This is a genomic window from Chelativorans salis, assembly GCF_025336525.1.
Classification (GTDB): Bacteria; Pseudomonadota; Alphaproteobacteria; order Rhizobiales; family Rhizobiaceae; genus Chelativorans; species Chelativorans salis.
In genome coordinates this window covers 118,597-137,640 of the sequence record NZ_JAOCZP010000006.1, presented here as the reverse complement: position 1 = coordinate 137,640, position 19,044 = coordinate 118,597, and the positions used below count along the sequence as shown (strand labels likewise).

The window sequence follows — 19,044 nt, the reverse complement described above, 5'->3', positions numbered from 1 at the left end:
GGAGGAGGCTAGTCGTGAAATTGAGGGCCGTTCTGGCAGGATGCGGTGGCATGGCCAAGGGCTGGCTCCGGGCCGTGGAAGAGGCGCCCGCGCTCAGAGACCGTATCGAGATCGCCGGGCTGGTCGATGTCGACGAGGATGCCGCGCGCGCACTGGCGGAGGAGTTCGGCCTGTTGGCAGCGACCGGTTGCAATCTTCCGGCGATGCTTGAGGCGACCAGCGCCGATCTTTTGTTCGACGTAGTGCCGCCTTCGGTGCGAAGGCCGGTGGTGCTGTCAGGGCTCGAGCATGGATGCCACGTGCTGAGCGAGAAGCCGATGGCGACCTCCATCGAGGATGCGCGGTTTCTGATTTCGGCGGCAGAACGAGCGGAGCGCCTTCATGCCGTCGTCCAGAACCGGCGCTTCATCTCCGGGGTGCGGCGCATCCGCGCCTTTCTGGAAAGCCGCGCCCTGGGCGAACTGACAGGGCTTCACTGCGACTTCTTTCTCGCTCCCCATTTCGGTGGCTTTCGCGAGGAGATGGACCACCCTTTGCTGCTCGACATGGCGATCCACACCTTCGACGCGGCGCGCTTCATGGCGGGCAAGGTGCCGCTGGCGGTCTACGCGCTCGAGACCAACCCCACCGGCTCCTGGTATGCGCAGGGGGCCGCCGCAAGCGCCATCTTCGAATTCTCGGACAATGTGACCTTCACCTATCGCGGCTCGTGGTGCGCAGACGGGGCGCCGACGAGCTGGGAGGCGGCGTGGCGTTTCATCGGCACGAAGGGCTCGCTCATCTGGGACGGAGCGGAAAGCTTCGAGGCGCGCGTGGTAGCAAGCGAAGGGAAATTTTTGAACGACCTCACGCCGGTGGAAGTTCCCAAGGCGAGTGAGATGGAAAAGACGCACGGGCATGCCAGCGTCATAGCCGAGTTCCTGGCGGCGATCGAGGAAGGTCGCAGGCCCGAGACCGACGGAACGGACAACATCAAGAGCCTCGCCATGGTGTTCGCCGCCATCGAGAGCGCGGCGACCCAAAGCAGGGTCGAGATCAGGGAATAAGGGAGGGAAAGACGTTGAGCGATCCAGCCAAATCCATCCGCATCGGCACCATGATCAAGGGCACCCGCGCCCGCGCCGACGAGACCATCGCCGCCATCGCCGATCTGGGCTTCGAAAGCTTCCAGCCCTTCTTCTGGCAGACGACGGAGGGGCAGGACCTTGCCGAACTCGGAAAGCGCTGCCGCGAAGCGATCGGCGACCGCGACATCACCATCCCGACGATCGGCATGTTCGGCAATCCGCTCGAGGAGCGGCCGCTGGACCGGGAGACGCTGGAAGGGTGGAAGCAGTGCATCGACAACGCGCACCATTTCGGTGCGACATGTGTCGCCGGCTTCACGGGCCGCGTCCGCAACATGCCGATCGAGGACAGCCTGCCGCGATACAGGCAAGTCTGGTCCGAGCTTGCCAGGCATGCCGCCGACAAGGGCGTGAAGATCGCCTTCGAGAACTGCGCCATGGACGGCAACTGGCAGACGGGCGACTGGAACATCGCCCACAACCCGGACGCCTGGGAGCTGATCTTCAACGAGACGCCGGACGACCATCTGGGGCTTGAATGGGAGCCGTGCCACCAGATGGTCTATCTCATCGACCCGCTGCCGCAGATCCGCAAATGGGCGAGCAGAATCTTCCACATCCACGGCAAGGACGCGACCATCCGCTGGGACGTGATCCGCGAGCACGGGATCTTCGGCAAGCACCCCTTCGTCTTCATGCGCACGCCGGGCTTCGGCGACAGCAACTGGACGGACATCATCTCCGAACTGCGGCTCGCGGGCTGGAGCGGCTCCATCGACATCGAGGGTTGGCACGACCCGGTCTACCGCGATGAGCTCGAGATGACCGGGCAGGTGCGCGCGCTGGAATATCTGAAGAGATGCCGGGGCGGCGACTTCGTCGCTGCCGGATGACGAGCCGGGCCGGCCTGGGGGAAGGGCCGGCGGCGCAACGCGGGTGGAGGCCCGCAAGAGGAGGAGAAAATGAGACTGAAGACATGCATCCATGCCGTCGCCGGGCTTCTGGCTTCGACAGCCATCGTGTCCGCACAGGAGGTGAGCCTCGATCTTTGGACGATCGACGATCCGGGCGAGTACCACTATGTGCTCGCCGAGGAGTTCATGGAGAAGCACCCGAATATCCAGATCAACGTGCGCACGGTGCAGTTCGAGGACATGGTGAACGACTTGGCCCGCGCTGTGGCGACGGGGACCGGACCGGATATCACCTATATCGACAACCCGGAGGTGGCACTGTTTGCCTCGCGCGGGCTGCTGATGGATTTGAAGCCCTATATCGAGAAGTCCGAGATCGTGAACGAGGAGGACATCTATCCCGGCCCGCTCGCCTCGGTGACCTGGGAGGGCGGCATCTACGGCTTGCCGCGAGGGGCGAACACGATTGCTCTTTATTATAACGCCGACATGTACCGCGAAGCGGGGCTCGACCCCGACAACCCGCCGAAGACCTGGGACGAGCTCTACGAGGCCGCCAAGGCACTGACCAAGCCGGAGGAGAACATCTACGGCATCGCCTTCTCGGCCGTGGCGACGGAGGAGGGGACCTTCCAGTTCCTGCCCTGGCTGCAGATGACGGGCGGCGACTACGACAATGTGGCGACCGAAGGCGGCGCGCGGGCGCTCAATTTCTGGAAGCGGCTCCTCGACGAGCGGCTGGCCTCGCCCGACACGCTGATCCGCGGCCAATGGGATTCCACCGGCACCTTCAACGCCGGCAGCGCGGCGATGTCGATTTCCGGCCCATGGGAGCTGCCGCGCATGAGCGAGGAGGCTGACTTCGACTATCGGGCCGCACTCCTGCCGGTGCCGGAAGAAGGGGCCGAGCGAGCCTCCGCTCTCGGTGAGGGTGACAACGTAATCCTGGCGAGCACGGACAACCCCGACGAGGCCTTCATGTTCGTGGAGTTTCTCTATGAGCAGATGCCGCGCGTGTGGAACGAATTCGGCTATCTGCCGGCCTCGGAGGTCGAGGTGAAGGATCCCCAGAACCCGGAGATCTATGCCGTCTTCGAGGAGAGCATGAAATACGCCCGCAACCGCGGACCGCATCCCGAGTGGCCGCGCATCTCACAGGCGATCCAGCAGGCCATCCAGACGACGCTGACCGGCCAGGCGGAAGCCGAGGACGCGCTGGCAACGGCGCAGCAGAAGATCGACGGGGTGCTGGGCAAGTAGCCTTTCTCCCAAGACTGTTGCGGGCGGCACGTCCGCCCGCAACCCGCAACGCTGGCCAACGGGAATCCAGCCATGGCACGTTTCATCCGCTCCGTGCGTGACGCTCGCGGCCTCTACGCCGCACTGGTGTGGCTGGCGCTCGGCTATCTCTTGGTCTTCTCGGCTTTTCCGCTGGTCTACAACATCGTCATCTCGCTGCAGACGGTGGACCTGTTCTCGCTGGCCTCCTTCGATCGGCCCTTCGTCGGCCTGCAGAACTATCGTGACGTATTGAGCGATCCGGTGGCCGGCACCGTCCTGTGGAACACGATCCGGTTCGTGGTGCTGTCGCTCGTCTTCCAGCTTGCGATCGGTTTCGGGCTCGCACTGTTCTTTCAGCAGGATTTTCCCGGCGCCACTTATCTGCGCGGGCTGTTCCTGGCCGGCTGGATCATGCCGGCGCTGGTGGTCGGCGCGGTCTGGAGCTGGATCCTGGCGGGCGACTTCGGCGTTCTCAACTACGTGCTGCGCACGCTCGGTATTACGGAGCGGAACATCTTCTGGCTCTCCGATCCGGATGTCTCCCTCTATTCCGTCATCATAGCCAATATCTGGCTCGGCATTCCCTTCAACATGATCCTCCTGTCGGTCGGCCTCGCCGCCATCCCGCGCGACATCTATGAGGCAGCCGAGCTTGACGGGGCCGGCGCCTGGCAGCGCTTCTTCACCATCACGCTGCCCCTGATGCGTGCGCCGCTGGGCGCCGTCGTCTCGCTCGGCACCATCTTCACGCTTCAGCAGTTCGACCTGTTCGCTGCTCTGACCCAGGGTGGGCCGTCGAATGCTTCCAACGTGGCGCAGTACTGGTCCTGGCAGCTTTCCTTCCAGACCTACCAGATCTCCTATGGCTCGGTGGTGTCTGTGCTGATGATCGTCTTCGTGGTGGCGGTGGCGGCGGTCTACACCCGCTCGACGCGGCACGAGCAGAGCTACTGAGGAGGCGGGGCGATGAAACGCTATATTCTGCTGGCGCTCGCCGCCCTGTTCGTCGCAATCTATCTCTTTCCGCTCTACTGGATGTACGTGACGGCGCTGAAATCCGGCTCGGAGATCTTCCGCTTTCCGCCGACCTTCTGGCCTGCCACCCTGCATTTCAACGTCGCCGACGTGTGGACGCGGCTGCGTATGGATCGCTTCCTGACAAACTCGCTGATCATCGCCGCGGGAACGACGGTCATCATCATGGCGGTCGGCACCGGCTGTGCCTATGCGCTGGCCAGGGTGCGCTCCATCTGGATGGATGTGGCCATGTTCACGACGCTGATGATGCAGGTGCTGCCGTCCTCGCTGATGATCACGCCGATCTTCGTGTCCTTCAATCATGTGGGGCTGCTCGACTATCCGCGCCTTGCGGTCGTCCTGGCGCAGGCGGCGAAGCTTCTGCCGCTCTATATCGTCCTCTGCCGCACGGCCTTCATGCAGGTGCCGCGGGAACTGGAGGAGGCGGGGCTGGTGGACGGGAACTCGCGTCTCGGCGCCTTCCTGCAGATCGCCATACCGCTGGCGCGCAACGGCATCCTCGTGACGGCGGTGCTCGTCTTCCTGCTCTCCTTCGGCGAATACGTCTACTCCCGCTCGCTGATCGGCGAGCGGGCGCTGCAGCCGGCGACCGTCGGCCTGCAGTCCTTCATGGGGCCGAACACGAGCGACTGGTCGGGCGTCATGACCTATTCAGCGATCTATGTGACGCCGATCCTTTTCATTTTCGTGCTGCTGCAGCGGCGCATCGTCAGCGGACTGACCGCGGGAGCCCTGAAATGACCTCACCGCAGATCGAACTGGAGCATGTGGACAAGCACTACGGCCACTTCCACGCGCTCAAGGACATCAATCTTGAGATCGGCAAGGGCCGGTTCGTCGCGCTGGTCGGGCCGTCGGGCTGCGGGAAGTCGACGCTTCTGCGCTCCCTGGCGGGGTTGGAATCAATCACCGGCGGCATAATGAAGATTGCCGGCGAGACGATGAACGGCGTGCCGCCGCGCCGGCGCGACGTGGCGATGGTCTTCCAGTCCTACGCGCTCTATCCGCACATGACGGTGAAGGAAAATCTCACCTATTCGATGCGGCTGAAGCGCAAATCGCGGGAGGAGCGCGACAAGGCGGCTAAGGAGGTGGCGGAGATCACCGGCCTCGGTAACCTGCTCGACCGCTATCCGCGCGAGCTCTCCGGCGGCCAGCGCCAGCGCGTCGCCATGGGCCGCGCCATCATCCGCCATCCGAAAGCCTTCCTCTTCGACGAGCCGCTGTCGAATCTCGATGCCGCACTTCGCGTGCACATGCGCAAGGAGATCCGCGCCCTGCACGACCGGCTGGGTGCCACCTCGGTCTACGTCACCCACGACCAGGTGGAGGCGATGACCATGGCCGATCACGTGGTGGTGATGCGCGAGGGCGTGATCGAGCAGGCCGGCGCGCCGCTCGACCTCTACGACCATCCCGCCAACCGTTTCGTCGCCGGGTTCATCGGCTCGCCGGCGATGAATTTTGTGGAAGCGACAACGACGGAAGCAGGCGACGCGGTGGTGCTGGAGGGATTCGACGGCGCGGTGTTGCCGCTCGGCATAAAGCTCGCGCCGGGACGGCGGGTGGTGGCCGGCCTGCGGCCGGAGCACCTGCTGTTGGGCGCGCCGGACAAGAGCGCGATCCGCATCGGCGTCGGCGTTGTCGAGTTCACAGGCGCGGCAAGCTATCTCTCGTCGGCCGGAGAGCCGGAGCTGACGGTCTTCCACGCCGGGCGCACAGAGGTGCGGCCGGGTGAGGCAGTGGGGCTCACCATCGCGCCGCAGCACGTACATCTGTTCGACCCCGAGACGGGGCGGCGGGTCGAGGGGTGATATTCCCGCTCCTTGAAACCGCGATGGATCTACTCCACCAGCTTCCACAGAAGCGGCAGAAGCTGCTCGCGGCCATTGGGCCCAAGCTTTCGCGCGAAACGTGCCTCGTGCTCGGCCTGTAGCTGCCGCGCCTTGTCGAGCAGCGTCCTGCCTTCCTCCGTCAGATGCAGCGCGTAGGAGCGGCGGTCCTTCTTCGAGGGGCGGCGCTCGATCAGGTTTCGCTTTTCCAGGTGGTCGACCATGGTTACGAAGTTGGTGCGCTGGACACCCAGCGCCGCGCTGACCTCGGACTGGTTGAGACCGGGGTTCTCATCGATGATGATGAGCGTCGAGAAATAGGCCGGCCTGAGATCGACGGTCTCCAGCGTGCGGATGAAGTCGTCGAAGATCACGAGCTGGGCGCGGCGCAAGGCGTATCCGATGAAGCCCGGAAGGGGGCCGAGGCTGACGCCGTTGGGCGCCGCAGGCGCATCGCGGTCTTCATCATTGTCCATCAACAAGCGGTCCTCCCGAACTATTCGCACGGCAATAGCACACTATAGCCGCCTCTGACGTCATCTCCAGCTAACGTGTTCCTCCTCAGAGGCGATCTGGACCTTGCCGAATTGCCCGCTATGTTGGCGCGGTTCCGCGAAGAGCCGGATATGAAGTGTTCCAAGGTCGTGTTCCGGCGGTAGATTGTGTCGGTCCGGCAAGGCGCGCGTGGTGGGAGGAGAACGAATGTCACTCGTCCTGGGGTTCGATCTGGGAACGGGAAGCGTGCGCGCCGGCGTCTATGATGTTGACGGCGGGACGATGCTGGGCGGCGCGGAGGAGCGCTATGCGACCTCATTCCCGCGTCCCGGCTGGGCCGAACAGCAGCCGGAAGCATGGTGGACAGCGCTACTTTCCGCCGGCCTGCGGGCGGTGGAGGCGGCGGGAAGGCGCGAGGTCGCTGCCATCTGCGTCGCCGCCACGGCTTCCACGGTCGTCGCCTGTCGGGCCGACGGCACGCCAGTCTATCCGGCGATCCTGTGGATGGATTGCCGGGCGGCCGGCGAGGCGTGCGAGACGGGCGAGGCCTACCACCCCGTCATGGCCTATAGCGGCGGCGAGGACGCGGCCGAATGGCTCGTGCCGAAGGCGATGTGGCTCAAGCGCCACGAGCCGGAAGTCTTCGCCAGGGCCGAGGTGATCTGCGAGGCCATCGACTACATCAACTATCGGCTCTCGGGCGAATGGGCCGCCTCGCGCATGACGGCCGCCTGCAAGTGGAATTACGATTCAGCTGCCGGGCGCTACGTGCCCGAGCTCTACGAGAGTTTCGGTGTCGGCGCGCTCGCCGACAAGCTGCCGGTGCGCGTCGTGCCGGTGGGGGCTCCGCTGGGCCGCCTGCGCACCGAGATCGCGGCCGAACTCGGCCTCGCCTCCGCGCCGCTTCTCGTCCAGGGCGGCATCGACGCGGAGATGGGCATGCTGGGGGCGGGGACAACGGAGCCCGGCAGCATGCTCATCGTCGCCGGCACGTCGGTCGCCCACCTCACGCATATCGACGAACAGCGCGCACTACCCGGTTTCTGGGGCCCCTATCCCAACGCGTTGATCGACGGGCTCTGGCTGGTTGAAGGCGGACAGGTCTCGGCCGGCTCCATCCTCGACTGGCTGACGGGGACGATTTTCGGGCTGGACGAGGTCGGACATCATGCCCTGATTGACGAAGCCGCCCGGCTTTCGCCGGAAGAAACCGGTCTGATGGTGCTCGACTACTGGATGGGAAACCGCACGCCCTACCGCGACGCCGGGCTGCGCGGCGCGGTTCTTGGCCTCTCTCTCGGCCATGGGCGGGCGCAGATATACCGGGCGGCGGTCGACGCGGTGGCACTCGGCACGATAAATGTGGTGCGCACGCTCGAGAATGAAGGCGTGAAGATCGAGCGAGTTGTCATGGGCGGCGGCATCTGCCACAACCCGCTGTGGCTGGCGGCCACTGTCGACGCGCTCGGTCGTCCTGTGCATCTGGTGCGCAAGGCGAACCTGTCGCTGATCGGCACCGTGGCGAGCGCGGCCTGTGGCCTTGGCCTCTACCCCGACCTTGCCTCTGCCTCGCGGTCGCTTGCCGCTGGCACGGAGGCGATGATGCCGGAGCCGGAACGCACCGCCTGGTACGATGCCGCGCTTGGGCGGTATGACGCGCTCACCGGCACGCTGGCGCCGGTGCTCCATCGGCTTTCGGCGACGGAGGGCCGACATCGATGAGTGCGGTCGCCTCCGGGATGTTTTCCGCCTTGCGGGAACGTGGATCGTTCTGTCAAATGGTGGCAAGCGGCCTTATCATGGCCGCCATAGTTCTGCCCGACCGTGTCATGGAAATGAGGAGGGATCGCGGATGGTCCTGCCGGAGAAGCACACGATAATCAAAGCCGTGCCCGAGGCCGAAAGCCAGCTGCACGAGGTCCGCAACCGCGGCACGGCGGCGCTTACGCCCGAATGGTTCGAGGACGTGGCGGTGAACCTTTCCGCCGCCGAGCGCCGGGCGGCGACGCTTGTCACCCGACGCTCAGTGAAGAAGGCTTGGCAGGCGGCGTGGCTAGTCCGCGCGATCACCTGCATCGACCTTACCACGCTTGCCGGCGAAGATACGGCCGGCCGCGTGCGCCGGCTTTGCGCCAAGGCGAAGAAACCGCTCTCCAGCGAGTTACAGGCCGCGCTCGGGCTCGAGGAGGAACGTATCACCACGGGCGCCGTCTGCGTCTACCCGACCATGGTGCCGCACGCGGTGAAGGCGCTGGAGGGCTCGGGCATTCCTGTGGCCTCGGTCGCAACCGGCTTTCCCGCCGGGCTCACGCCCTTGCCGCAGCGGCTTGCCGAGATCCGCTACGCGGTGGATGCGGGAGCGGACGAAATCGACATCGTGATCACCCGCGAACACGTGCTGACGCAGAACTGGCCGGCGCTCTATGACGAGGTCCGCGCCATGCGGGAGGCCTGCGGACCGGCGCATCTGAAGGCAATTCTCGCCACCGGCGACATCGCCACCCTGCGCAACGTCTACCGCGCCTCGATGGTCGCCATGCAGGCCGGCGCCGACTTCATAAAGACCTCCACCGGCAAGGAGGCGGTGAATGCCGTCCTTCCCGTCGGTCTCACCATGGTGCGGGCAATCCGCGACTATGGCGCGCTGTCGGGCGAGATCGTCGGCTTCAAGCCGGCGGGCGGCATGCGCACGGCCAAGGACGCGCTCTCCTGGCTCATCCTGATGAAGGAGGAGTTGGGCACGGCCTGGACCATGCCTGACCGCTTCCGCCTCGGCGCCAGCACCATGCTGGGCGACATCGAGAGGCAGCTCGAACATTACGCCACCGGGCGCTACTCCGCGTCCTACCGCCACGCTCTCGCCTGAGGCCGGGGATCATGGAACAGATCAGGGATATCATGCGCACCATGGAATACGGGCCGGCGCCGGAGGCAAATGAGGAGGTCTCCGCGTGGCTGAAGGCGCGGGCCGCCGGCATCGGTCATTTCATCGGTGGTAAGTTCATCGCTTCGGGAAAGGAGCGCTTTGCGACGGTGAACCCTGCGACAGAGGCCGAGCTTGCACGCGTCGTCCAGGGCAGCGAAGCGGAGGTCGATGCGGCGGTGAAGGCGGCGCGCGGTGCCTTCGCCAAATGGTCGAAGCTGCCGGGGCACGAGCGTGCACGCTATCTCTACGCCATCGCCCGGCACATCCAGAAGCGCGAGCGCTTCTTCGCCGTTCTGGAGTCGATGGACAACGGCAAGCCGATCCGCGAGACGCGTGACATCGACATTCCGCTGGTCGCCCGTCATTTCTACCATCACGCCGGCTGGGCGGAGATGGTGGAGAGCGAATTCGAGGGCTTCTCGCCGGTCGGCGTGTGCGGGCAGATCATCCCCTGGAACTTCCCGCTTTTGATGCTCGCCTGGAAGATCGCGCCGGCGCTCGCTGCCGGCAACACCGTTGTTCTGAAGCCGGCCGAGCAGACGCCGTTGACGGCTACAGCCTTTGCCGAGATATGCGAGGAGGTCGGCCTGCCGGCAGGCGTGGTCAACATCGTCCATGGCGACGGGCGCACGGGGGCTGCCATCTGCGCGCACGAGGACATCGACAAGATCGCCTTCACCGGTTCGACGGAGGTCGGGCGCATTATCCGCGAGGCCATCGCGGGCTCGGGCAAGAAACTGTCGCTGGAGCTCGGCGGCAAGTCCCCCTTCATCGTCTTCGAAGATGCCGACCTCGACGGGGCGGTGGAAGGCGTGGTGGACGCCATCTGGTTCAACCAGGGCGAGGTGTGTTGCGCGGGCTCGCGTATTCTCGTGCAGGAGGGTGTCGCCGAGCGCTTTTATGACAAGCTGCGCCGGCGCATGGAGACGCTGCGGGTGGGCAACCCGCTGGACAAGGGGATAGATGTCGGCGCCGTCGTGTCGGCCGAGCAGCTTCAGCGTGTCTCAGCGCTTGTGAAGCAAGGTGAGGAGGAGGGCTGCACGCTCTGGCGGGCGCCGGGGGTGCTGCCCGAAAGAGGTTATTTCTTCTCGCCGTCCTTCTTCACCGAGGTAGATCCCGCCTCGACCGTTTGCGGGGTGGAGATCTTCGGGCCGGTGGCCGTCGCCATGACCTTCCGCACCCCGGAAGAGGCGGCGGAGCTTGCCAACAACACACGCTACGGCCTTGCCGCCTCCATCTGGTCGGAGAACATCAACCTGGCGCTCGACGCGGCGGCCAAGGTGAAGGCCGGCGTTGTATGGGTGAACTGCACCAACATGCTCGACGCAGGCTCCGGTTTCGGCGGCTATCGCGAGAGCGGCTTCGGCCGCGAGGGCGCCCGCGAGGGGCTCTATGAATATTTCGTGAGCGACGTTGAGAAGGCTCTGAAGCCGGCTAAGGAAGCCGAGATTTTTATACCGCGCGGGGCGCCGGAAGAGGAGCGTCGCTTTGCCGGTCTCAGCCGCATCGACCGCACGGCGAAGAACTATGTCGGCGGCAAGCAGTCGCGGCCCGACGGCGGCTATTCCTACGACGTACTCGGCAAGGGCGGCGCCGTTATTGGCCAAGCGCCGCTCGGCAACCGCAAGGACATCCGCAACGCCGTTGAGGCGGCGGCGAAAGCCGGAGGCTGGGGCGGCGTGACGGCGCACAACCGGGCACAGGTGCTCTACTATGTGGGCGAGAACCTGGATGCACGGCGCGAGGAGTTCGAGGCGCTCCTTTCAGAAAGCACCGGTCAGAGCGCCAAGGCGGCATCCGCCGAGTTCGACGTCGCCCTTCGGCGCATCTTCTACTATGCCGCACAGGCGGACAAATATGACGGTGCGGTACACGCCACAAAGTCGCGGCATGTGACGCTCGCCATGAATGAGCCCTGGGGGGTGATGGGGATCGTGGCGCCGGAGGAGGCGCCGTTTGCCGCCTTCGTGTCATTGGTGCTGCCGGCGATCGCCATGGGGAACAGGGTCGTGGCGGTGTCTTCGACGCGCCATCCGCTTTTGGCGACCAACCTCTATCAGATATTCGACACGTCCGACGTGCCTGGTGGTGTGGTGAACATCGTCACCGGCGAGAAGGACGTGCTGGCCAAGACGCTGGCCGAGCACGACGAGGTGGCGGCCATGTGGTATTTCGGCGGCAAGAAAGGCAGCGCCATGGTGGAACGTGCCTCCTGCGGCAATCTCAAGGCCACCTGGGTGAGCGACGGCAGGGCGCGTGACTGGCTGGACGATCGCCAGGCGCGGGGGAGGGAGTTTTTGCGGCGCGCGACGCAGGTGAAGAATATCTGGGTGCCGTACGGAGAGTAACAGCTCAGGAAGGCCGGTAGCCCTTCCTGAGCTTTTCCGCCAGGAGCCGTGCCTGCGCCTGCCTCGCGGCCTGCGCGTCGTCATGCAGTTCCAGCCGCTGCCGGCCCCAGGTGCCGATGCGTCCCCAGTTGCGCCGGAGCGCGATCTGGCCGAGGAGCGTCGGCTCGAGCGACAGCAGATAAAAGCGCGCCATGTTGCGGGCGGGGTCGATGCGCGTGAGGACGAGGGGTTCGTCGGCGGGTTCCATGCCGCCATCTTCCCCGCCGTCCCGGCGCCGGTCCAATGACTAATTTGAATCGATCAGGGCGCTGCGATTCACGGGATTGATGGGTCAGACATTCACCACCAGCACCCGCCCGTCCGGCGGCTCGGCATACAGCGCCTCCACATCCGCCGCGCGATGTTCAAGTACGGCACGCTGATTGATGGAGCCCTTGTCGGTGACTTCACCGGCATCGATGGAGGGCGGGGTGTCGAGCAGGATGGCACGCATGACGCGGGTGGACGAGCCGCCGGGAAGCTTGGCAAGGCTGTCGAGATGGGCCTGCAGCGCGCCGCGCACAGCGGGATGGCCCACGATCTCGGCCAGTGGGGCATCGGCTAAAAGGTCGCCGGCGAGCAGGCGGCATTCTTGCGGGTCGACTATGATCAAAGCCGTCAGATAGTCACGGTTGATGGCGGCGAGAACCACGTCACGGACAAGAGGGGCGGCGTGGGCGATGATACGGGCACGCAAAGGCCCGACGCTTACCCAGGTGCCGCTAGCGAGCTTGAAATCCTCCGAGATACGACCATCGAAGAAAAAGCCTTCCTCCGGACGGTTCTCATCGACAAATTTCAGGGCATCGCCGAAGCGGTAAAAACCTTCCTCGTCGAAGGCGTTCGCCGTCTTGTCCGGCTCGCGCCAATAGCCGGGTGTGACGTTGGGCCCCTTCACCCGCGCCTCCAGCTTGCCGTCGACGGGGAAGAGCTTCAGCCGGTTACCCGGTACAGGAACGCCGACGCGCCCGGATGCGGCGGTGTATGGCGTGCAACTCAGCGAGAAGGGTGCGGTCTCGGTGGCGCCGAGCCCGGTGAGGATGGGAATGCGAGCGCCGATCGAGGCGACGGCAAGCTCGTCGAGCGCGTTCCAGACATGCGGAGAGAGCCCGGCACCGGCGAAGAAGAGCGCCTGGACGCGCGAAAAGAAGTGGTCGCGCAAGACCTTGTCTTCCTTCAGGAACGGCACCAGCGCCTCATATCCCTTGGGTACGTTGAAATAGATGGACGGTGCGATCTCGCGCAGGTTTTTCACCGTCGCAGAGATGCCCGCGGGTGTCGGCAGCCCGTCGTCGATATAGAGCGAGCCGCCGTTGTAGAGCACGAGGCCGATATTGTGGTTGCCGCCGAAGGTGTGGTTCCAGGGCAGCCAGTCGATGATGGTGGGGCCGTCTTTCAGGAAGGTGAGCGCGTAACGCAGCATCTCCTGGTTGGCCGTCAGCATACGCTGGGTGGTGATGACGGCCTTCGGGCCGCCGGTCGAGCCGGAGGTCATGAGGAACTTGGCAATGCTATCCGGCTGGACTTTCTCGCGGGCGCGGTCGAGAGCGGCGTCGGGTTCGGTGTCGCAAAGCGTATAAAGCGGGATCGCCTCCCGGCCTTCCGGGGCACTGCGGGTGAAGACGGTGGGCGCATCGGCCGGCCATACGGCATCGAGGGCCTTCGAGAATGCGGCGCCGTCGGCGACGAAGACGAGGCCGGGAGTGATGAGCTTGAAGATATGCTTCAGCTTCCCGTGGTCGGTGGATACCAGCGAATAGGCAGGCGAGAGGGGGGCGTGCGGCACGCCGATATACATGGCGGCGAGCGCGATGAGCGCGTGGTCAATGCCGTTGCCCGACAAGATCGCCAGCGGCCGCTCTTCGGAAAGCTCGAAGGGCAGAAGGGCCGCGCCCAGGCGGCGCACCGCCGCCAGCGTCTCGCGATATCTGATCTTGCGCCAGCCTTCGCCCTGGCGCTCGGCCATGAACACCTTGTCCGGCCTCTCCACGGCCCATTTCTCGAGGCAGTCGCACATGGAGGGGGCGTAGTCGGGAAGCGTGTTCACCGGCGTCACGAAGATGGCCCCGTCGTCGCGGCGCTCCAGCGTGATGTCGAGGTTGCCGAACGGCACGTCCCGGAACGGGCTCGAAACCATTGCGCTCATGCGCTTACTCCTCCCAAACAGACGGTGCACCTCTACCCCTTGTGTGCCCACACCTTTCTCGTCAGGCAATACCCTTCCGGCGGCGGCATCTTTCAGATAGGCTGATGGTACATTGTTATTGAATATAACAAAATTCTGCGTTATCATTCAAGCCAATGCATGAGGGCCGTCGATGAATGAAATTCCCGCCTTTGGTGATGTGCTGTCTGTCCGCATCGAGGAGGGCATTGCCCACCTAAAGCTGACGCGCCCGGAAAAGCAGAATGCACTCAACGACCGGGTGATCGACGCGCTCGACCGCTTCTTTGCCAAACCCGGCGAGGATGTGCGCGTGGTGGTGCTTTCGGGCGCGGGAAATCATTTTTCAGCCGGCCTCGACCTCGGCGAGCACGTGGAGCGGAGCGCGGCCGAGACCATGCATCACTCGCGCAACTGGCACCGGGTGATGGACCTGATCCAGTTCGGCGGACTTCCAGTGGTCTCGGCGCTGCATGGCGGGGCCATCGGCGGCGGGCTCGAGTTGGCGGCAGCCACGCATGTGCGGGTGGCGGAGCCTTCGGCCTTCTTCCAGTTGCCCGAGGGGCGGCGCGGCATCTTCGTGGGCGGCGGCGCTTCGGTGCGTATCGGCCGCATCCTCGGCCCTGACCGGCTGACGGAGATGATGCTGACGGGCCGCAAATACGATGCCGACGAGGCGCTTTCCCTCGGTCTCGTCCACTACCGCGTGGACGAGGGGGAGGCGCTCGCCAAGGCGGAGAAGCTGGCGCGGCAGATCGCCGGCAATGCGCCGCTTTCCAACCACCTCATCATCCAGAGCCTGGCGCGCATCGATGACATGTCGCGCGCGGACGGGCTGTTCACCGAAAGCCTGTGCGCGGCCCTTTCGGTCTCCAGCGAGGACGCACGGGAGGGGCTGACGGCCTTTCTCGAAAAGCGCTCGCCGCGCTTCCGCTAGGGGCAGGGGAGGCATCGGGAGGAAACGGAATCGATTGCATCCATTCCCGCGTGGAGGAGGAGGCGAAAATGCCGCCCGCGGGATCGAAACCAGGGAGGAAGCAATGACTGACAAGAGACGTTCCATCACGCGCCGGCACACGCTCGGCCTCATCGGCGGTGCGTTGGCAGCGCCCGCCTATATCCGCGACCTGCATGCGGCCGAGGTGACCATGCGCCTGTCGCACATGCTGCCGCCGGTCTCGCCCATGCACAGCCAGGTTCTGGAGCCCTGGGCCAAAGAGATCGGCGAGAAGAGCGAAGGCCGTATCGATGTGCAGATCTTCCCGGCCATGCAGCTCGGCGGCAAGCCGCCGCAGCTCGCCGATCAGGTGCGCGACGGCATCGCCGACATCGCCTGGACATTGGTCGTCTACACGCCCGGCCGCTTTCCCCTGTCGGAGACCGGCAGCCTGCCCTTCATGGTGACGACGGCGGAAAAGACCTCCGTCGCGCTTCACAAGTTCATGGAGGAGATGGGCATGGACGAGTACAAGGGCGTCAAGCCGCTCGCCTTCCACGCCCATGCGCCCGGAAAATTCCACATGCGCGAACAGGCCATCGAGAAGGCGGAGGACATGAAGAGCCTGAAGATCCGCGCGCCCAACGAGACCTTCGGCAAGGCGCTGGAGATCCTCGGTGCCGAACCGGTCTTCTTCCCCGTCACGGAGATGGCGGTGGGGCTAGCCAACGGCGTTATCGACGGCACCCTCCTGCCTTACGAGGTGGTGCCCGTCTTCAAGCTGCAGGAGCTGACGAGCGTGCACAGCGCTGCGGCCCCTGTCGGCCGCGGGTTCTATTCGAACACCTTCAACGTGCTGATGAACGAACGGGTCTACGAAGGGCTGCCGGACGATCTGCGGGCAGTGGTGGACGATCATTCGGGCGTCGAGTTCGCGCGCCGCATCGGCGCTAATTTCGACGCCTTTGAGGAGGTGGGACGCAAGCTCTGCGAGGAGCAGGGAAACACCTTCGTTGAGGTCCCGGCCTCGGAGGTGGAAAACTGGCGCGAGAGGGTGCAGCCGGTCATCGACGATTGGATCGCCATGCTCAACGACAAGGGCATCGATGGCGCCCATGCGGTCGAGCGTCTCAATGCCTTGATCGACGCCGAGAGCACGTGAAGCGCGCATGGTGCGGTCTGGCGAGGATGACGGCCCGGCAAGGCGAAGTGGCGTTCTTGCCGCGCTGAACCGGCTTGTCGACTTTCTCTGCTGGGCCGCGGCGACGCTTGCCGGCGCGGTGGTACTGGGCGTCTCGCTCGCCGTGGTGTGGTCGGTGGCGGGAAGTGCGCTGGGCTTCGGCGGCATCCGCGGCGAGTTCGAGCTGGTGGAATATGGCTGCGGCGTTTCCGCCTTTCTATTCCTGCCGCTTTGCCAGTTCAGGCGCGGCCACATCATCGTCGACCTCTTTTCGAACTGGCTGCCGGCAAGGGGGCGGTACGGTCTCGAAGGCCTGTGGGAGATCGTCTTCGCTGCCGCCTGGCTGGTGATCGCCTGGCGCTTCACCGACGGCATGGCGGGCGCACTCGAATATGACGACCGCTCCATGCTCTTGAAGATACCGCTGTGGGCAATTTACGTGCCGGCGCTCTTCGGCGCGGTGCTTTCGGCAATCGTCGCCATACGCCACGGCGTCACGCTTCTTAGCGGCAGGGCCATCGGTCATGCCACGGTGACGCGATGAGCCCCACCGAGGTTTTCGCCGCAATGGTGGTGGCGCTGTTGGCGCTGATCGCGCTGCGCGCGCCCATCGCGCTCGCCATGGGGCTCGTGGGGGCGGCGGGCTACATCGTGCAGACGGGCTGGCCGCCGCTTGCGGCGTATCTGAAGACGGCGATGGTCGACAAGTTCGTCTCCTACGACCTCGCGGTCGTGCCGCTCTTCATCCTCATGGGGCAGATCGCCATGCGCACGGGCATGAGCCGGGCCATCTTCTCCGCCTCCAATGCCTGGCTCGGGCACCACCGCGGCGGCCTCGCCATGGCCTCGGTGGCCGGCTGTGCCGCCTTCGGCTCCATCTGCGGCTCGTCCATTGCCACCGCCTCCACTATGGCGCAGGTGGCCCTGCCGGAGATGCGCCGCCACGGCTATTCGGGAGCGCTCAGCGCCGGCTCCCTCGCCGCCGGCGGCACGCTCGGCATCCTCATACCGCCCTCCATCGTGCTCATCATCTATGCACTTCTGACGGAGCAGAACATCGTCAAGCTGTTCCTGGCCGCCACCGTGCCGGGCTTGATGGCCGTCGTCGGTTTCGTGCTGGCGATCGCCGTCTATGTGCGCATCTTTCCTGAGGAGGCGGCGGCGAGCGAGCGCATGCCGTTTGCGGCGCGCTTCCGCTCGCTTCTCGGGGTCTGGCATGTGGCGTTGGTGTTCGTCGGCGTGCTGGGCGGCATCTATGCCGGCTTCTTCACCCCCGCCCAGGGCGCGGCCGTCGGGGTGGTGATGGTGGCAGCGGTGGGATTTGTCCTGCGCAGCCTGACGGTCAAAAGCCTGTTCGACTGCGTCATAGAGACGGCGGCAACCTCGGCGATGATCTTCGCCATCATCTTCGGCGCCGACCTCTTCAACGTGGCGCTGGCGCTGACGCGCATTCCCACTCTTGCCGCCGGTTGGTTGCAGGCAGCGGAGATCTCGCCCATGCTGGTGCTGATCGTGCTGATCGGCTTCTATCTGGTGATGGGCTGCATCATGGACAGCCTGTCGATGATCCTGCTCACCGTGCCGGTCTTCTTCCCCGCCTTCATGGGGCTCGATTTCGGCATGACCGAAGTGCACCAGGCCATGTGGTTCGGCATCATCACGCTGATCGTGGTGGAGCTCGGCATGATCACGCCGCCGGTGGGGCTCAACCTCTTCGTCATCTCCGCCCTAGCACCGGAGATAAAGACGCGCGAGGTCTTCCGTGGCGCCGTCCCCTTCATCCTGGCGGAGTTCCTGCGCATCGCTCTCGTCGTCGCGGTGCCGGCAACGACCTATTGGCTGGTTGATCTGGTTATGCCGTGAAGCGCTCTCCGCCTTCGCGCGATAGCGCCCGAATGCGGGCACGAAAATCCTCCGTGCCCCGGATGACCGCATCGACAATCGCGTCGAGCGCCCAGAAGCGCTGGCGGACGTCGTAATCGATGACCCGGCAGCGGGCGCTTTTCATCGTTCCGAGGCGCTGGTGGTAGAGCTTGGCGACTGCCGGGTAGCCGTAGGCTTCCGAAAGAGCGGCAAGGGTGAGATGGGCGGCGAGTTCGCCGGCGAATTCCGGCCACTCCGCGCCATGGTCGGCGAGCCAGCGGTAAAGGTCGGGATGATAGTTGTTGGCGATGCCGCAGAAGCCCGGTGCGCCGGCTTGTAGCGCCGGCCAGGCGATGGCCGTGTTGGCGTTGACCACCGCAAGCGGCGATCCCTTCGCCAGCGCCAGCCGCCGCTTGAGGATGTCGAGGTCGCAGGAAACGTCCTTCAGGACCGCAAAGCGCCCGCTGTCGCAGCAGAATTTGAACTCCTCGTCGCCCAGCAGCCGGCGATGGGGCGCTGGGCACTCGTAGAGCCCCAGCGGCAGGTCGGCCGGGAGGGCCGCGAGCAAGGCTTCAAGATTGGATCGGAAAGTCTCCGCACCCGCCTTCGACGGGTCGAGGCGGTTGGTGACGAGCACCAGCCCGTCAATGCCGGTGTCGGCCATTGCGGAAAGCTCGGCCTTCTGTTCCTCCAGATCGTCCGCCACGTGGCCGGAGGCGACGACCGGCAGCCGCCCGCCCGCCGCTTTGGCCGTGAAGCGCGCCAATGCGACCCGTTCCTCGACGCTCAGGCGCGCCATCTCGCTGGACTGGCAGACCGCGAAAAGCGCCGACGAGCCGTTGACTATGTACCACTCTATCAGGGCTTCGAGATCCGCCCAGTCTATGCGCCCCTCATCGTCGAACGGGGTCAGCATGACGGGGATGATTCCATCGATGGGGGCGATCATGGTTGGGGACT

General features: G+C 65.1%; 17 protein-coding genes. 13 read left to right on the top strand and 4 right to left on the bottom strand.

The window, feature by feature from the left end; all coding sequences use genetic code 11:
* The first annotated feature begins 14 nt into the window (after nt 1–14).
* The 6 genes from N5A92_RS19040 (at nt 15) to N5A92_RS19015 (ending at nt 6,114) form a co-directional block, all read left to right on the top strand.
* Complete coding sequence (locus N5A92_RS19040) at nt 15–1,046, top strand: Gfo/Idh/MocA family protein (protein ID WP_260905481.1); 1,032 nt, start codon at nt 15–17, stop codon at nt 1,044–1,046.
* Nucleotides 1,047–1,060: 14 nt separating this feature from the next.
* The gene (locus tag N5A92_RS19035) at nt 1,061–1,960 is read left to right on the top strand and encodes a sugar phosphate isomerase/epimerase family protein (RefSeq protein ID WP_260905480.1); all 900 of its coding nucleotides are present in this window, start codon (nt 1,061–1,063) and stop codon (nt 1,958–1,960) included.
* A 69-nt stretch (nt 1,961–2,029) separates the two neighbouring features.
* Entirely contained in the window at nt 2,030–3,241 is a 1,212-nt protein-coding gene (locus N5A92_RS19030; RefSeq protein WP_260905479.1) for an ABC transporter substrate-binding protein, read from the top strand.
* 72 nt (nt 3,242–3,313) lie between these two features.
* Nucleotides 3,314–4,216, top strand: coding sequence for a carbohydrate ABC transporter permease (locus N5A92_RS19025; protein WP_260905478.1), 903 nt, complete (start codon nt 3,314–3,316; stop codon nt 4,214–4,216).
* Nucleotides 4,217–4,228: 12 nt separating this feature from the next.
* Nucleotides 4,229–5,041 (top strand): carbohydrate ABC transporter permease, encoded by an 813-nt coding sequence (locus tag N5A92_RS19020; protein ID WP_260905477.1) that lies wholly within the window; start codon nt 4,229–4,231, stop codon nt 5,039–5,041.
* Nucleotides 5,038–6,114, top strand: coding sequence for an ABC transporter ATP-binding protein (locus tag N5A92_RS19015; protein WP_260905476.1), 1,077 nt, complete (start codon nt 5,038–5,040; stop codon nt 6,112–6,114). Before N5A92_RS19020 ends, N5A92_RS19015 begins: the two co-directional genes overlap by 4 nt.
* A gap of 29 nt (nt 6,115–6,143) precedes the next feature.
* On the opposite strand, the gene N5A92_RS19010 is transcribed toward N5A92_RS19015, so the two are convergent.
* Nucleotides 6,144–6,608, bottom strand: a complete 465-nt coding sequence (locus N5A92_RS19010) for a MarR family winged helix-turn-helix transcriptional regulator (protein WP_260905475.1) — start codon at nt 6,606–6,608, stop codon at nt 6,144–6,146.
* Nucleotides 6,609–6,834: 226 nt separating this feature from the next.
* On the opposite strand from N5A92_RS19010, the gene N5A92_RS19005 reads away from it, so the two are divergent.
* From N5A92_RS19005 to N5A92_RS18995, 3 genes are all read left to right on the top strand, one after another.
* Nucleotides 6,835–8,349, top strand: a complete 1,515-nt coding sequence (locus N5A92_RS19005) for an FGGY-family carbohydrate kinase (protein ID WP_260905474.1) — start codon at nt 6,835–6,837, stop codon at nt 8,347–8,349.
* Between the two features lie 130 nt (nt 8,350–8,479).
* Nucleotides 8,480–9,493 (top strand): deoxyribose-phosphate aldolase, encoded by a 1,014-nt coding sequence (gene deoC / locus N5A92_RS19000; RefSeq protein ID WP_260905473.1) that lies wholly within the window; start codon nt 8,480–8,482, stop codon nt 9,491–9,493.
* Nucleotides 9,494–9,504: 11 nt separating this feature from the next.
* Nucleotides 9,505–11,901, top strand: coding sequence for an aldehyde dehydrogenase family protein (locus N5A92_RS18995; protein WP_260905472.1), 2,397 nt, complete (start codon nt 9,505–9,507; stop codon nt 11,899–11,901).
* 4 nt (nt 11,902–11,905) lie between these two features.
* Here the strand turns inward: N5A92_RS18995 and N5A92_RS18990 are convergent, their stop codons facing one another.
* Together N5A92_RS18990 and N5A92_RS18985 are read right to left on the bottom strand one after the other, a co-directional pair.
* Nucleotides 11,906–12,148, bottom strand: coding sequence for a WGR domain-containing protein (locus tag N5A92_RS18990; RefSeq protein ID WP_260905471.1), 243 nt, complete (start codon nt 12,146–12,148; stop codon nt 11,906–11,908).
* 84 nt (nt 12,149–12,232) lie between these two features.
* Entirely contained in the window at nt 12,233–14,086 is a 1,854-nt protein-coding gene (locus N5A92_RS18985) for a feruloyl-CoA synthase (RefSeq protein WP_260905470.1), read from the bottom strand.
* Nucleotides 14,087–14,258: 172 nt separating this feature from the next.
* Between N5A92_RS18985 and N5A92_RS18980 the strand changes: the two genes are divergently transcribed.
* From N5A92_RS18980 to N5A92_RS18965, 4 genes are all read left to right on the top strand, one after another.
* Entirely contained in the window at nt 14,259–15,041 is a 783-nt protein-coding gene (locus N5A92_RS18980; RefSeq protein WP_260905469.1) for a crotonase/enoyl-CoA hydratase family protein, read from the top strand.
* Between the two features lie 103 nt (nt 15,042–15,144).
* The gene (locus N5A92_RS18975) at nt 15,145–16,203 is read left to right on the top strand and encodes a TRAP transporter substrate-binding protein (RefSeq protein WP_260905468.1); all 1,059 of its coding nucleotides are present in this window, start codon (nt 15,145–15,147) and stop codon (nt 16,201–16,203) included.
* A 7-nt stretch (nt 16,204–16,210) separates the two neighbouring features.
* Complete coding sequence (locus N5A92_RS18970; RefSeq protein WP_260905466.1) at nt 16,211–16,765, top strand: TRAP transporter small permease; 555 nt, start codon at nt 16,211–16,213, stop codon at nt 16,763–16,765.
* Nucleotides 16,762–18,084: a TRAP transporter large permease gene (locus N5A92_RS18965; protein ID WP_260905464.1), complete on the top strand. Its 1,323-nt coding sequence runs from the start codon at nt 16,762–16,764 to the stop codon at nt 18,082–18,084. The genes N5A92_RS18970 and N5A92_RS18965 overlap by 4 nt, the downstream gene beginning before the upstream one ends.
* Here the strand turns inward: N5A92_RS18965 and N5A92_RS18960 are convergent.
* Entirely contained in the window at nt 18,074–19,033 is a 960-nt protein-coding gene (locus N5A92_RS18960) for a dihydrodipicolinate synthase family protein (protein WP_260905462.1), read from the bottom strand. The two genes, N5A92_RS18965 and N5A92_RS18960, sit on opposite strands and share 11 nt — an antisense overlap.
* Between the last annotated feature and the right edge of the window lie 11 nt (nt 19,034–19,044).